The organism is Massilia sp. PAMC28688, from assembly GCF_019443445.1.
Lineage (GTDB): Bacteria > Pseudomonadota > Gammaproteobacteria > Burkholderiales > Burkholderiaceae_D > Telluria_A.
In genome coordinates this window covers 4,055,284-4,069,600 of the sequence record NZ_CP080378.1, presented here as the reverse complement: position 1 = coordinate 4,069,600, position 14,317 = coordinate 4,055,284, and the positions used below count along the sequence as shown (strand labels likewise).

Annotated in this window: 10 protein-coding genes; all 10 read right to left on the bottom strand. The window is 62.6% G+C overall.

Features of this window, described 5'->3' with window-relative positions:
- Nucleotides 1–2: 2 nt before the first annotated feature.
- The 10 genes from KY495_RS18305 to KY495_RS18260 all read right to left on the bottom strand — a co-directional run bounded on the left by KY495_RS18305 (nucleotide 3) and on the right by KY495_RS18260 (nucleotide 14,045).
- Complete coding sequence (locus tag KY495_RS18305) at nucleotides 3–1,910, bottom strand: glycoside hydrolase family 97 protein (protein WP_219880785.1); 1,908 nt, start codon at nucleotides 1,908–1,910, stop codon at nucleotides 3–5.
- A gap of 42 nt (nucleotides 1,911–1,952) precedes the next feature.
- Nucleotides 1,953–2,720: an SDR family NAD(P)-dependent oxidoreductase gene (locus KY495_RS18300; protein WP_219880784.1), complete on the bottom strand. Its 768-nt coding sequence runs from the start codon at nucleotides 2,718–2,720 to the stop codon at nucleotides 1,953–1,955.
- Nucleotides 2,721–2,770: 50 nt separating this feature from the next.
- Nucleotides 2,771–4,342, bottom strand: coding sequence for an aldehyde dehydrogenase (NADP(+)) (locus KY495_RS18295; RefSeq protein WP_219880783.1), 1,572 nt, complete (start codon nucleotides 4,340–4,342; stop codon nucleotides 2,771–2,773).
- A complete protein-coding gene (araD1, locus tag KY495_RS18290; RefSeq protein ID WP_219880782.1) occupies nucleotides 4,339–5,331 on the bottom strand; it encodes an AraD1 family protein in 993 nt (330 codons plus the stop codon). The genes KY495_RS18295 and araD1 overlap by 4 nt, the downstream gene beginning before the upstream one ends.
- 25 nt (nucleotides 5,332–5,356) lie before the next feature.
- A complete protein-coding gene (locus KY495_RS18285; protein WP_219880781.1) occupies nucleotides 5,357–7,096 on the bottom strand; it encodes an IlvD/Edd family dehydratase in 1,740 nt (579 codons plus the stop codon).
- Between the two features lie 194 nt (nucleotides 7,097–7,290).
- On the bottom strand, nucleotides 7,291–7,740 hold the full coding sequence (locus KY495_RS18280; RefSeq protein ID WP_219880780.1) for an ASCH domain-containing protein: 450 nt from the start codon (nucleotides 7,738–7,740) through the stop codon (nucleotides 7,291–7,293).
- Nucleotides 7,741–7,933: 193 nt separating this feature from the next.
- Nucleotides 7,934–9,004, bottom strand: coding sequence for an aldose epimerase family protein (locus tag KY495_RS18275; RefSeq protein WP_219880779.1), 1,071 nt, complete (start codon nucleotides 9,002–9,004; stop codon nucleotides 7,934–7,936).
- A gap of 7 nt (nucleotides 9,005–9,011) precedes the next feature.
- Nucleotides 9,012–9,956, bottom strand: coding sequence for a family 43 glycosylhydrolase (locus tag KY495_RS18270; RefSeq protein WP_219880778.1), 945 nt, complete (start codon nucleotides 9,954–9,956; stop codon nucleotides 9,012–9,014).
- Nucleotides 9,957–9,981: 25 nt separating this feature from the next.
- Nucleotides 9,982–11,334, bottom strand: coding sequence for an MFS transporter (locus KY495_RS18265; RefSeq protein WP_219880777.1), 1,353 nt, complete (start codon nucleotides 11,332–11,334; stop codon nucleotides 9,982–9,984).
- Nucleotides 11,335–11,414: 80 nt separating this feature from the next.
- Entirely contained in the window at nucleotides 11,415–14,045 is a 2,631-nt protein-coding gene (locus KY495_RS18260) for a TonB-dependent receptor (RefSeq protein ID WP_219880776.1), read from the bottom strand.
- Nucleotides 14,046–14,317: the final 272 nt, after the last annotated feature.

The window sequence follows — 14,317 nt, the reverse complement described above, 5'->3', positions numbered from 1 at the left end:
TCTTATCTGAATACGGCCACGAACCCGCCCTGTGGCTTGATGGTGATGCTGGTACTTCCGGCTGTGATACTGGATGTGATAAAGGCGCGCTCGCTGGCGCCGTCGGTAATCAAGGTGCCCTTGCGCCGGCCCAGAAACGACAGGTCCAGCGCCACGGTGCGCTCGCTGTCGTCCGCGTTCAGGCCAGCCACGTACCACGTGTCGCCCGCCCGGCGCGCAATGACCACGTGCGTGCCCGGGTAACCGGCAACGAACCTGCTGTCGTCCCAGCTGCCGGGCAGCTCCTGCAGGAAGCGCTTGACGAAGGACGGCGCGGTTGCCATGCCGTCCGGGGTCTCGGCAAAGTGCTGGATACCGGACAGGAACAGGACCGACTGGGCCAGCTCGAAGCCATTGCGCGTTGCGCGCTTGATGGTCGGAATATCCCCAAACACCATGGGGGTGAAGTCCATGGGGTCGAACAAATTGCGGGTAAATGGCAGCATGGCTGCATGGCGCACCACGGCATCCTGGTCGGCCTGGGTGAAGGTGGTAAATTCCAGGCCCTTGACCGCTTCAGCGGTCATGAAATTGGGATAGGTGCGGGCCCAGCCCCGTGGCAGGGTCGCGCCATGGAAGTTGACCAGCAGGCCAGCTTTTGCCGCGTCCCTGAGCAGATCAACGTAATACTTGATGGCCGAGACGCCGTCGCCGGGGAAGAAATCGATCTTCAGGCCCTTGATGCCCATCTCCTTCATGCGCGCAAATTCCCTTTTGCGCTGGGCCGCGGTGAGCAGCGCGCCCTTGGGCGAATAGTCGGTCTTGTTCCACTCCCCGGAGGAGTTGTACCAGACCAGAATGCCCACGCCCTTGCCTTCGCCGTACTTGGCCAGCTCGCGCATTTTTTCGTAGCCGATCTTGCGGTCCCAGTCGGCATCGACCAGCGCGTAATCCCACTTCATGTCGGCCGTGTAGTCGATGAACTTCTTCTGCACATCGTAGACGGTGGCGTCATCCTTGAGCAGGGCCCAGCTCCAGGAGGCATGCCCGGGCTTGACTTTCGATGCTTCAAATGCGATGGCCGGTGCGGCCAGGTCGGTACCCAGTGTGGAGTCCATGACGGTGGCCAGCGAACCTAGTGCAATGACGCGCCACGGCGTGACCATGTCACCGGTGGTGCTGGCCAAAAGCTCCCCACCGGTGGTCTTTTCCTCGGCCATGGGCAGGCCGATGCGATAGGTGGCATCAGGGGACCCGGCCTGCAGGCGCGAGGCGTGGAAGCTGCCGTCCATGTTCGCTTCCGTCAGCGCCACCCAGGTGTCGCCCGTGCGAAACAGCGCCGGGAACACCCAGCCTGCCTTCGAGGGCGATGGCGTGCCGACGGGGATCTCGCGCTGGTAGTGCTCTTCGTAGGCCGGATTGGTGTTCATCCAGCCGGTCTGCGCCACCTGCATGGGCTGCAGCCATGCCCTGGCATCCGCACTGAAGGCGAAACTGGTCGCTTCGCTCACAAACTGCTTGCGCCCGGCGCCCTTGACCACATAGCGAAAGGCCACGCCATCGTTGGATACGCGGAACACCAGGTCCATCTTCTGGCCCTGTGCATTGCGGATCGGGAAAACCTGCTCGTTGGCGCGGTAAGTGACGTGGCGCTTCTTGCCAACCGCAATCTCGTACCGGTCCGTTACCGCCCTGACCATGGACGGCGTGCCAAGCGTGAGGCCGAAAGCCAGGTCAGCGTCGGCCAGCTGCAGGCCCAGGCTTGATGGCAGAACAACTGGCCGCGCGTCGCGCAAGACCGTGTAGGTCAGCTGCTTGCGATCGGTTTGGCCAACCTTGACGCTGATGCGCTTGTCCGGGCTGTCCAGCGCCTGCGCATTGGCACCAAGCAGGGCAAGGGTGGCAAACAGCGTTTTCTGAAGAATGTCCATGGGCGTTTTCCGGGCCTTGAGATTTTTCCGTGCGGGGGCCGGTCAGGTCCAGCCGGCGTCCACCACGAAGTCATGGCCCGTGCACATCGCGCTGTCATCGGCGCCAAGGAACAGCACCATGGATGCGATGTGGTGCGGCAGCAGATCACCCGGCAGGCAGTGCACGCGCGCCATCTCCTGCCTGTCCTCGTCGCTCACCCACAGGTCCACCTGGCGCTGCGTCATCACCCATCCTGGCGTGACCGTATTGACGCGAATCCTGTGCTGGCCAAGGTCGCGGGCCAGTGCGCGCGTCAGTCCCACCACGGCCGCCTTGGTGGTCACGTACACGGGATAGCCCCCGCCCTTGACGCGCCACGACACGGAGCTGAGGTTGATGATGGAACCGCCGCCATTGCGCTTCATGCCCGGAACCACGGCCTGGCTGGTAAAGAACATGGGGCGCTGATTGACGGCGATGCAGCGGTCCCACTCGCTTTGCGAAACGTTTTCCAGGTCGTGGCGGTGATCGTTGGCAGCGTTGTTGACGAGGACATCAAAGTCGCCCATGCGGGTGCTGAGTTCCTCCATCGTGGCCTGCAGACCGGCGACATCGGTGATGTCGCAATAACGAAACAGCGGGGCCGGGTGGCCGGCTGCCGCGATGCGCTCGCACAGGGCCAGGCTGGCGTCGCGCTGGATGTCGACAAAGGCGACGTGCGCACCCTGCTCTGCAAAGGCGGTGACGATGGATTCGCCAATCCCGCTGCCACCGCCCGTGACAAAAACCCGCCGTCCCCGAAGGGAGGCGTAGCTTGCCGATTTGTTCATGCTGTCTCCTGGTACCGCTGATTGTTCTTATATGCTTGCTGCCGGCTTGCTCACTCTTTGGTAAGCTCGCCATCGCGGCGGCGCCAGACCTGGCGCCCGCTGCCGTCCTTGAGCGACTCCGGCAGCAACTCCTGCGGCAGGTTCTGGTAACACACCGGGCGCAGGAAGCGCGTGATGGCCGCCGTACCGACCGAGCTGCTGCGACCGTCCGACGTGGCCGGGAACGGACCGCCGTGAACCATGGCGCTGGACACTTCCACGCCGGTGGGAAAGCCATTGGCCAGGATGCGGCCCGCCTTGCGCTCCAGCGCCGGCAGCAGCGAACGTGCCAGTTCGTAGTCGCCCTGGTCCATTTGCAATGTCGCGGTCAACTGGCCTTCGAGCTGCTCCACAATGGCGAGCAGCTCTGCCTCGTCGCGGCAAGCTACCAGCAGCGACGCCGGACCGAACATTTCGCCATGCAGCTTGTGCTCGGCCATGAAGCTTTCGCCGCTGGTCTTGAACAACGCGGCGGCGCCCTTGCACTCGGCATGCTGGCCGTTCACCAACACCTCGACACGCTCATGCGCCGACATCTCGGTGACGCCCACCTGGTAGCTCTCAGCAATGCCTGGCGTGAGCATGGTGGCCGCTTCAAAGCCTTGCAGCGCCGCGGCGGCCTGCTGGCCGAAGCGGTCGAAGTCTTCGCCGGCGATGCCCAGGACCAGGCCCGGGTTGGTGCAGAACTGGCCCACGCCCATGGTGAGCGAAGCGGCGAAGCCGGCTGCGATGGCTTCGCCCCGTGCGGCCAGCGCGTTTGGCAGAACCAGCAAGGGATTGATGCTGCTCATTTCGGCGTAGACGGGAATTGGCTGCGGGCGCGCGGCCGCCACGCCCATCAGCGCCACGCCGCCGCTGCGCGAGCCGGTGAAGCCGACCGCCTGAATCGCCGGATGCGCGACCAGCGCCTGGCCGATGCCGTTGCCGGTGCCCGTCAGCAGGGCGAATACGCCGGCCGGCAGCTCGCACTGTTCCACGGCGCGCACGATGGCGCGTGCCACCAGTTCGGAGGTGCCGGGGTGGGCCGAATGGGCCTTGAGCACCACCGGGCAGCCGGCTGCAAACGCTGCCGCGGTATCGCCGCCCGCAACCGAAAACGCCAGCGGGAAGTTACTGGCTGCGAAAACGGCAACCGGGCCCACGCCAACCATGCGCATGCGCAGGTCAGGTCGCGGCGGCTGGCGCTCGGGCAGCGCGCTGTCGATGCGCGCATCCTGCCACGACCCTTCGCGCAGCAGTGTGGCGAAAAGCTTGAGCTGGTTGACGGTGCGACCCCGTTCGCCTTCCAGGCGCACGCGCGGCAGCCCGCTTTCGGCCATGGCGCGTTCGATCAGCGCGTCGCCGAGCGCCATGATCTGTTCGCCCACGGCGTCCAGAAAGGCCGCGCGGGCCTCGTCGCTCAGTGCGCGGAACGCGTCAAACGCGGCCTTCGCCAGCTGGCAAGCCTGGTCGATCTGCTCGCGCGTGACCATGCCGAATGCCGGCTCCATGTGCGCGCGCAGCGATGGGTTGTATGCCTGGAACGAGGAGCCGCCGCCCATGACGGCCTTGCCCCCGATGAACGCTTCGCCGGTAATGATCATAATGGCTTCACTTTCGAAAATGCGGTGGGAACGACAGCGAGCTTGTTGCGCAGGGCTGGCCCGAAGACGGGCGACTCGATTTCAAAGCTTTCGCCCGGCTGCACCGTGACCGCATCGGCAAAACTGAGCGTGGCGGTGCCAAAGAAGTGGATATGGACATCGCCCGGACGGTTGAACAGGCCGTACTTAAAGTGGTGATATTCGAGGTTGGCGATGGTGTGCGACATATTCTGCTCGCCGCTGACAAAGGCTTTTTCCCAGCGTACCAGGCCGTCGCGGTCGCGGATGCGCGAGGTGCCGGCGATGTGGGCCGGCAGTTCGCCTACCAGCAGCGCCGGGCCCACGGCGCATGCGCGCAGCTTGGAGTGCGCCAGGTACAGATAGTTTTCGCGCTCGGTCACGTGGTCCGAGAACTCATTGCCAATGGCGTAGCCGAGCCGCAGTGGCTGGCCGTCCTGGCCAATCACGTACAAACCGGCGATTTCAGGCTCTTCGCCGCCGTCGAGTGCAAATTCGGGCATGGGCAAGGCTTCGCCGCTGGCGCGCACCACCGAGCCGTCGCCCTTGTAGAACCATTCCGGCTGCACGCCCTTCTCGCCTTCGGCCGGCTTGCCGCCTTCCACGCCCATGCGGAACATCTTCATGCTGTCGCTCAGAGTGGCGACATCGCCGCCAATCTTCTTGTGCATGGCGTCGCGCGTATCGGCGCTGCCAAGGTGGGTCAGGCCGGTGCCGGTCACGTAGCAGTGGGCGTCATCGGCATGGTCCAGTGGCGGCAGCAGGCGGCCCTGGCTGGCCACTTCTTCGTACGATACCACCGTGGGGCCAGCTTCCAGCGCAGCCAGCGCCGCCAGCTTGAGGCCACGCGCTACCGCGGCCTGGGCCAGCGCGTAAGTGGTGGGGAAACCGTCGATGATGCGCAGGTTGGCACCTTCGACCACGCCAACATGGCGGTCGCCTTCTTTGTCTTTGAATTGCACGAGCAGCATGTGCGCTCCTTCTATTTGATTGTTCTTAGTGCGAATGCTTGGGGACGGCCGAACCGCGGCTGCCGACCAAAAAGTCGAAGTCGCAGCCTTCGTCGGCCTGCAGCACATGGTTGATGTAGAGCTGCTGGTAGCCGCCCTTTGGACCTTCCGGCTGCGAGATGGCGCGTGCCGCCAGGCGCTCTGCCATTTCTTCGTCGCTGATGTCCAGATTGAGTTTGCCGCCGGCGCAGTCAAGCGTGATCATGTCGCCATCGCGCACGATGCCAAGGGGACCGCCGGCCATCGCTTCCGGTGCCACATGCAGTACCACGGTGCCGTAGGCAGTGCCGCTCATGCGCGCGTCGGAGATGCGCACCATGTCCGTCACGCCCTGGGCCAGCAGCTTTGGCGGAAGGCCCATGTTGCCCACTTCGGCCATGCCGGGATAGCCCTTGGGGCCGCAGTTCTTCATGACCATGATCGAGTTGGCATCCACGTCCAGGTCCGGGTCCACGATGCGCGCCTTGTAGTGCTCAAAGTCTTCAAACACCACTGCCCTGCCGGTGTGCTGCATCAGTGCCGGGGTAGCGGCCGATGGCTTGAGGACCGCACCGCGCGGCGCCAGATTGCCGCGCAAGATGCAAATGCCGCCGTCGGCGAGCAGCGGCTTTTCGAGCGTGCGGATCACTTCGTCGTTATAGACCGGCGCCTCGGCGCAGTTGGTCCACAGGCTGTGGCCATTGACGGTCAGTGCGCCAGGATGCGGCAGCAGGCCGCCTTCGCCAAGGCGGCGGATGGCGCCCGGCAGGCCACCGGCGTAATAGAATTCTTCCATCAGGTAGCGGCCCGATGGCAGCAGGTCGACAATGGTCGGTGTGCCCTTCCCGATGGTGGTCCAGTCTTCCATTTCCAGCGGCACGCCGATGCGGCCCGCAATCGCTTTCAGGTGGATCACGGCATTGGTGGAGCCGCCAATGGCGGCGTTGACGCGGATCGCATTTTCAAACGCTTCGCGTGTGAGCACCTTGGACAGGCGCAGATCTTCGCGCACCATTTCAACGATGCGGATGCCCGACATGTGGGCCAGTACGTAGCGGCGCGAGTCGACCGCAGGGATGGCGGCGTTGTGTGGCAGCGAGGTGCCCAGCGCTTCGGCCATGCAGGCCATGGTGGAAGCAGTGCCCATGGTGTTGCAGGTACCGGCCGAGCGCGACATGCCCGATTCGGCGGACATGAACTGGTGCAGCGTGATGCTACCCGCCTTCATCTGCTCGTGCAGCTGCCAGACCGCCGTGCCGGAGCCGATGTCCTTGCCATTCAATTTACCGTTGAGCATGGGGCCACCGCTCACGACGATGGTCGGCAGGTCCACGCTGGCTGCGCCCATCAGGAGCGCCGGCGTGGTCTTGTCGCAGCCGACCAGCAGCACCACGGCATCCATGGGATTGCCGCGCATGGATTCTTCGACGTCCATGCTGGCCAGGTTACGGGTCAGCATCGCGCTCGGGCGCAGGTTGGACTCGCCATTGGAGAAGACCGGGAATTCGACCGGGAAGCCGCCCGCTTCGAGAATGCCGCGCTTGACGTATTCGGCCAGCTGGCGGAAGTGGGCGTTGCAGGGAGTCAGTTCAGACCACGTATTGCAGATGCCGATGATGGGCTTGCCCTGGAATTCGTGATCGGGAATTCCCTGGTTTTTCATCCAGCTGCGATACATGAACCCATTCTTGTCCTGGGTTCCAAACCATTCGGCCGAGCGCAGCTTCGGCATTTTTTTGTCAGACATCTCATCTCCCATTATTCTTATGAATGCACGCCTTATGGCGCGTCAGTCTGTGAGGGATAGTAAGTGGCTAACAGATATCTTTCAAATCACTTTTTGCGTGCTACCGATAGCAAAATCGATATGCTGCATTTGATCCGAGGAAAGTATTTACACTGGCCGTTGCCTAACTAGCGGCAGGCGTAAGCGCCTGGTGATCAGGTCGGGATGGGGAACACGCACTCGAAGCGCGTGAACATGATGGGCATATCGCGGCGAGGATGGTATCCGGTGCCAGCCAGTTCCCGATGGTAGTACGCCCAGTGAGCGTCTCGCCACCAGGCCAGTGTGCCATCGCCCTCGCCCTCTTCGCGCGCATGTGCTTCAGAGACGGCATCAAAGGCGATGATTTCAACGTCGGTGACGCGAATGATGCACTGTGCGATGCCAGCCCAGTTGGTAATGACATGCAGGTCTCCCGCTTGCGGCGGGCCCTCGTTGGCATGCTCCAGGGACCACAGCGAAGGAGCGGTAGCGCGTTTAGCGCCGGCCACGACCAGCCGCGCGCATTCATCAGCATCATGCTGGTTGTCGCAAAAATGCCAGCTCGAGATGGCGCATTCGCTGCCAGTCGCCTGGTCTTGGCTACGCACAAAGCGTTGCCACATGGTCCTCACTGATCGGTGCATAACTATTTAGCAAATAAGCGCCAGGCAGCTCAGGATACCAGAACCACCTCCAGGCAAACACTCGCCCAAGCGAGAGCGCGGCGCACGTAACGCAGGCTGCACCGGCCTTTGCCTGGCGCCCGCCAGTCATGGGGCGGCATCGACATCCTGCACGCGGTCAATGGCGCCGGACCTAGCTACCCTGGTCCACCGAGAAGCGCAGACGTGCGAATGCCTTGTATTCCTCTCCCGGGCGCAGGATCGTGCCGGCAAACTGCGGCTGGTTGGGCGCGTCCGGGAAGTGCTGCGGCTCGATGCAAAAGCCGCCCCGGTGCCCATACTTCCAGCCCTTGCCCGTCAGGGAGCCATCCAGGAAGTTGCCGCTGTAGAGCTGCACGCCCGGCTGGTCGGTGAATAATTCGAGAACCCGGCCGGACGAAGGATCGCGTACCGTCACGGCCGCTTTCTTCCCTGCCCTGGTGCGTTCATTGAGCACGAAATTATGATCGTAACCGCTGCCATTGGCCAGCTGTTCGTGGGGCTCGTCGATACGCTCGCCAATCTTGCGCGGCTTGCGGAAGTCGAACGGCGTGCCTTCCACCGGTGCGATGCAGCCGGTGGGAATCAGGCCGCCATCGATGGGCAAAAATCCATCTGCGTCAATCTCGAATTCGTGCGACAGGATGCTGCCATGGCCGGCGAGATTGAAGTACGCATGCTGCGTCAGGTTGACCGGCGTGGCCTGGTCGGTCACGGCGTGGTAGTCCACTTCCAGCTCATTGTGGTCGTTCAGCGTATACACCACCGTCACCGCCAGGTTGCCGGGATAGCCCTGCTCGCCGTCGCGGCTCAGGTACGACAGGCGCAGCCCGCAGAATCCATCACCCTGGAAGGGATCGGCGCTCCACAGCACCTTGTGAAAGCCGTCGGTGCCGCCGTGCAGGTGATTGACGCCGTCGTTCACGTCCAGCTGCACCGTGCGGCCGTCGAGTTCAAACCGTCCGCCGGCGATGCGGTTACCGAAGCGGCCAATCAGCGCGCCAAAATACGGGCTGTCGGTGACATACGGCGCCACACTGTCGTAACCATGGGTGATGTCGGTGAAGAAGCCGTCCCGGTCCGGTGTACACAGCTCGGTGATGATGCCGCCGTAGTTGGTGATCTTGACCACCAGCCCGTTGCGGTTGACCAGCGTGTACAGCTGCGCCTCGCGGCCGTCTGGCAGCGTGCCGAACGAGGCGCTGTCGATATGGGTGCCCAGCATTGGCGCCTCAGGCGATCGAAGCGCGGCCAAATACGGGCATGCCCGCATCGTCCCAGCGCAGCGGTTTGACGTAGGTGTGGCGGTCCGGATTCCACAGCGGGTCGCCCACGATCTCGGTGTAGGTGCGGGCGTGGTACACCAGCATCACCGTCTCGCCATCGGCGGCTGTGGTAAAGCTGTTGTGGCCCGGCCCGAACACTTCGTGTTCATGGCAGCTGCGCAAAACCGGTTCCTTCAACTTGGTCCAGGAGGCCGGATCGAGCATGTCGGCGTCTGCATCTGCCCACAAGAGACCCATGGCATAGTTCTCGTCGGTGGCGCTGGCCGAGTAGCTGATGAAGACCTTGCCGTTGCGCTGCAGGACCGACGGGCCTTCGTTGACCCAGAAGCCGCGCGTCTCCCAGTCGAATTCCGGCTTGCTCAGCATGACCGGCGGGCCGGCCAGCTGCCAGGGCGTGGACATGGGAGCGATGTACAGGTTCGAGTTACCCTCGATTTCCTTGTCCTTCTGCGCCCATACATAGTACAGCGTGCCCTTGTGGGTAAAGGTGGTCGCGTCCAGGCAGAAGGTGTCGATGCCGGTGTCGATCTGGCCCATGAACTCCCACTGGCCCTCCAGCGGATCGGCACTGGTATTGCGGATGGCGTACATGCGGTGCTGGAACAGCTTGTCCTTGATGTCGCGGCTTGGCGCGGCGGCAAAGTAGACATACCAGGCGCCCTGGTTGTAGTGCAGCTCCGGCGCCCAGATCAGTTCACTGTAAGCGCCGCTGTCGGGCTTGATCCAGACATCGACAGTCGGGGCGTCGGCCAGCGCTTCAATGCTGGCGGCGCGGCGCAGTTCGATGCGGTCGAAGGCCGGCACCGAAGCGGTGAAGTAGTAATAGCCGTCGCTGTGGCGAAAGATATGCGGATCGGCGCGCTGCGGTATCAGTGGTGTCAGTTTTTGCATGGTGAAGTCGATGTCGTATTCAGGATCAGGTAGTCAGGTAGCCGCTGTCGCGCAGCTGGGTCTTGACGTTGCCGTAGTAATCGTCGCTGATGCGGTACTTGAACATCAGCATGCCCATCAGCAGATGGAAGAAGCCCGGGATCACGGTCAGCATGAGCGCAATGCCGGTCAGCGCCAGCGGCGTCTGGGCGACGTTGGGCTGATAGTTAAAGAAGGTAAGCAGCACGCCCACCAGGCCGCCGGCCACCGCCATGCCGGCCTTCTGGCACACCGAGATGCCGCCGAAGGCAAAGCCGGAGACGCGCTTGCCGGTTTTCACCTGGCCGTAGTCGATGGTCTCGGCGATGGCCGACCAGAACACCGGTGCATGCAGGTCCACCACGAACGAGAGGATGAAGTACAGGACAAAGGCAAGCATGATGTCGCCCGGCTTGACAGCGTAGTAAATCAGCACGCTGATCGCTGCCACAGCCAGCTGCGTATTGCGAAACAGCTTGACCTTGCAATAGAACTTGGTGACCCAGGTCGAGGCGACCATCGACAGGATCGCTGCCGCCACGCCAATGGACAGGAAGGCCGAGACCACGGCGTCATCGCCGCCCAGGTAGTATTTGGCATAGTACATGGCGACCGAGCCGCGCACCACGTAGCCGATGGTGCCGGTCACGCACACGCCGCACAGCACCAGCCACTGGTCGTTACGCATCAGGATCTTGAATTGTTCGGTGAGCGACTGCTTTTCCACCACGTGGATCACGCGCTCGGTGGTGGTAAAGACGCAGAACAGGAACAGCACCACGCCCATCGCCGCCATGAGGGCCATGGCCGCCTGGTAGCCGGCCGCCGGATCGCCGTCGCCCCAGCGCGTTGCCAGGATCGGTACGATGATGGTGACCATGAAGGCGCCGATCTTGGCAAAGAACAGGCGGTAGCCGTTGGCCGACAGGCGTTCCTTGGGATCGTTGGTCAGGCCGCTGATCAGTGAAATGTATGGAATGCCCACACCCGCCGTCATCAGTGTCATGAGGATGTAGGTGCCATAGGCCCAGATCAGCTTTGCGCTGTAGCCCCAGTCGGGGGTGGTGAACACAAAAACCACGCTGATGCCATACGGGACGGCGAGCAGCAGCAGCCACGGACGGTAGCGCCCGAAGCGCGAGGTGAACCGGTCGGTGAGCTGGCCCATGACCAGGTCGGCCACGGCGCCCACCACCTTGACGGCGACGAACAGCAGCGCCAGGTCTTCAGTGCGCAGTCCGTAAATATCGGTATAGAAGAACGTGATGATCAGCATCATCGACGAGATCACCACGTTCAGGGCCATGTCGCCGGCGCCGAAGCCTACCTTTTCCAGCACTGACAGTTTTTGCGTTTTCATTTTTCTCTCTCCTTACAACAAGAAGGCGTTGCCGGATTTCCCCTGCAACGCCTCCTGATGCTTTCCTTAACTAGCCAGGCTTAGTTCTTCCAGCGCAGCGACAGGCCGACGGTGCGGTCAAAGCGGCGGATGTCACGTGCCAGCTGCGGCACGCCGTGGTAGTCGTTGTACGGCGTATCGAGCAGATTGGTGCCATCGAGGGTGAGCGTCACCTTCGTGTTGATCTTGTACGACAGCGAAGCGTCGAGCGTCTTGATCGGGGCAACCATCAGGTTGAAGCCGGATGCACGGTAGTCGTACTCGGCCACGAACTTGTCGCGCCAGTTGTAGGCCACGCGCGCCGACCAGGCATCGCGCTCGTACAGGCCGACGATGTTGTACTGAAGCTTGGACATGCCGGCGAAGTCGTTGGTCACCAGTCGCTGGGTCGCGCGGTCAACTTCGGTCAGGCCACCCTTCATGTACGTCACGTTGGCCTGCAGGCCCAGTCCACCAAGCCAGCCTGGCAGCTTTTCGTAGAACTGCTGGTAAGCCAGTTCGAAGCCTTCCAGTTCGCCCTCCACCGTGTTGTACGGACGGTCCACGCGGTAGGTCACGCCGCCATGCACTTCATCCATGCCGCTGCGGCGGATGTAGTTCTTGAATTCGCGCTTGAATGCGGTGCCGGTGATGGAACCGGTTGGTGCGAAATACCATTCCAGCGCCAGGTCGAGGTTGCGGCCTTCCTGCGGCTTGAGGTTTGGATTGCCCGAGCTGCCAGTGGCCGGGGTGGTCGGCGTAACGGTGGACAGGCGCAGACCAGGGTTGTAGTCGCCAAAGGCGGCTCGCTCAATCGTCTTGCCGGCCACGAAACGGCCAATCAGGTTCTGGCGGAACTTGGCACGCAGCGTCATGCTTGGCAGGACATCGGTGCTGCTGGTGTCCACATTGACAGGCGTGATCTGGGCGTCGCCGCTGCGCGAATTACCGTCAATACTCATGTTGGTGCGTACCACGCGCACGCCGACATTGCCATCGACCGGTACCGGGCCGATATTGAAGCCGTACTTGCCCTTGACGTAGACGGCCGCCGTCTTTTCACGCGCTTCAAAGAAGGACATCGGATCGTCCGGGGTGCGGCCAGGGCTGCCGAAGGCGGCGCGCACGGCCGAGGTGTTCTCGAGAAGGAAGGTGTGGCAAGGCGCATAGAACTGGTTCATGCCGTAGTCGCCACCGGTGGCCGGCGACAGGCAGCTCATGCCCGGCAGCGATGCTGCCGAAATACCGCCTGGGGCGGGCATGTAGCCATTGAGTTCGCGGATCGCACGGGCGTTGCGGTCGGCAAAGCGCACACCGCCGGTCACTTCCTTGAGCCAGCCATCACGCTCTTCGAGATCCCAGGTCACGTCGCTGCGCAGGTCGTTGGCACGGCCCTTGGCATCGTTGTGGTTGTCGAAGAAGCCAAACAGGTTCCAGTTGGCCGGGTTGCCCATGTTGTAGCCGGGGTAGTCCACATAGCCGCCGCCGTCGCGGATACCCGCTTCCATCGGCTTGACTGCAAAGTCGACCACGTCGACGATCGGGTTGTCCTGGCGGTAGTTGCTGACCGTGCGGACGAATTCGGCCGTGGCGCGCACCGTTGGCGCGACATCCCAGCGCCCGCCCACCGCACTTTGGGTACCCATCGACAGGTCGTCGCGGGCCTGGGTGGAGCTGAGCGTAAATTCGCTGGCGCCCGGGTGCGAGATGCTGCGCAGGTAGTTGGTGCCCGGGACGGTGGTGACCGTGCCACCCTTGTTGATAGGCAGGTCGCCGACGAAGAAGATACTTTGCGAAACGTGGTCGATCTTGGTGCTGAAAATGTCAGCGTACAGTTCCACTTCCGAGCTCGGACGCCAGTGCAGGGCACCATTGACAGCCAGGCGCTTGCGGTCGCCCGTGTTCATGACGCGGCCAACTGCGCGTGCACCTTCGACGCCGCCATCGATGAGCATTGGTGGCGACACCCACGAGGTTTCGTCGTGATAGCGGCCGCGCTGGTACGACAGGCCACCGAGGGCGCCGATTTCGCCGTAGGCGCCCTTCCAGCGCTTCGATGCCATCATCGACAGGTTGGGATCGTAGGAATCGGCCTTGTCGCGGTGCTCCACGCGGGCGGCAACGGCGATCACGTCATCCTTGAAATCGAATGGTTTGAAGGTACGCACGTCCACCACGCCGGCGACACCGCCTTCGACCATGTCTGCGCCCTGCGACTTGTAGACATCCACACGCTGCAGCATGGCGACCGGAATGTCGGACAGGACGATGCCGCGGTTAGCGGCGGTAAATACTTCACGGCCGTTGAGCAGCGTGCCCACGTTGCCCAGGCCGCGGATGACAACCGTACCGGCTTCACCGGCGCCGCGCAGGATCTGGACACCGGTGACGCGGCCCAGGATTTCCGCGACGTTCTTGTCCGGGAACTTGCCGATATCTTCGGCAACGATGGAGTCGAGCACCTGCTCGGCGTTTTGCTTGATCAATTGTGCGCTACGGGCAGCCTGGCGGACACCGGTCACGGTCACGACGGTCGGCTCGGCTGCCGCCGGGGTGGCAGGCGTGGCGGCCTGGGCCCAGACACCGGAAGCGCTACCGATGAGTCCGGCACCGGCGAGGGTCACCACGAGGGTCTTGAGCGATGGGCTTTGGCAAGGCATGGCCGACGCTGCGGCACTGGCAGAAATCTTCATATATCTCCTGGGGCGTTCTAGTTATTTTGGTGAATCAACTGGCATGCAATGACATGCTGAGAAATCATGTTAGGGGCATGTAAAAATACAATCCAATCAATTTTTTCCGGTTTTTGATATCGAAAAAGATATCTAAGCTTGCATGGCACCGGCCGCTGAAACACCGTTTTTTTGTCCAGAAAATGGCTGTACTTACTATGAGAAATCTGATTATCTCGTCGGACTCAATCGTTCCATAGAACATTAATTGTTGAGGGGAATTTTCGACGCGA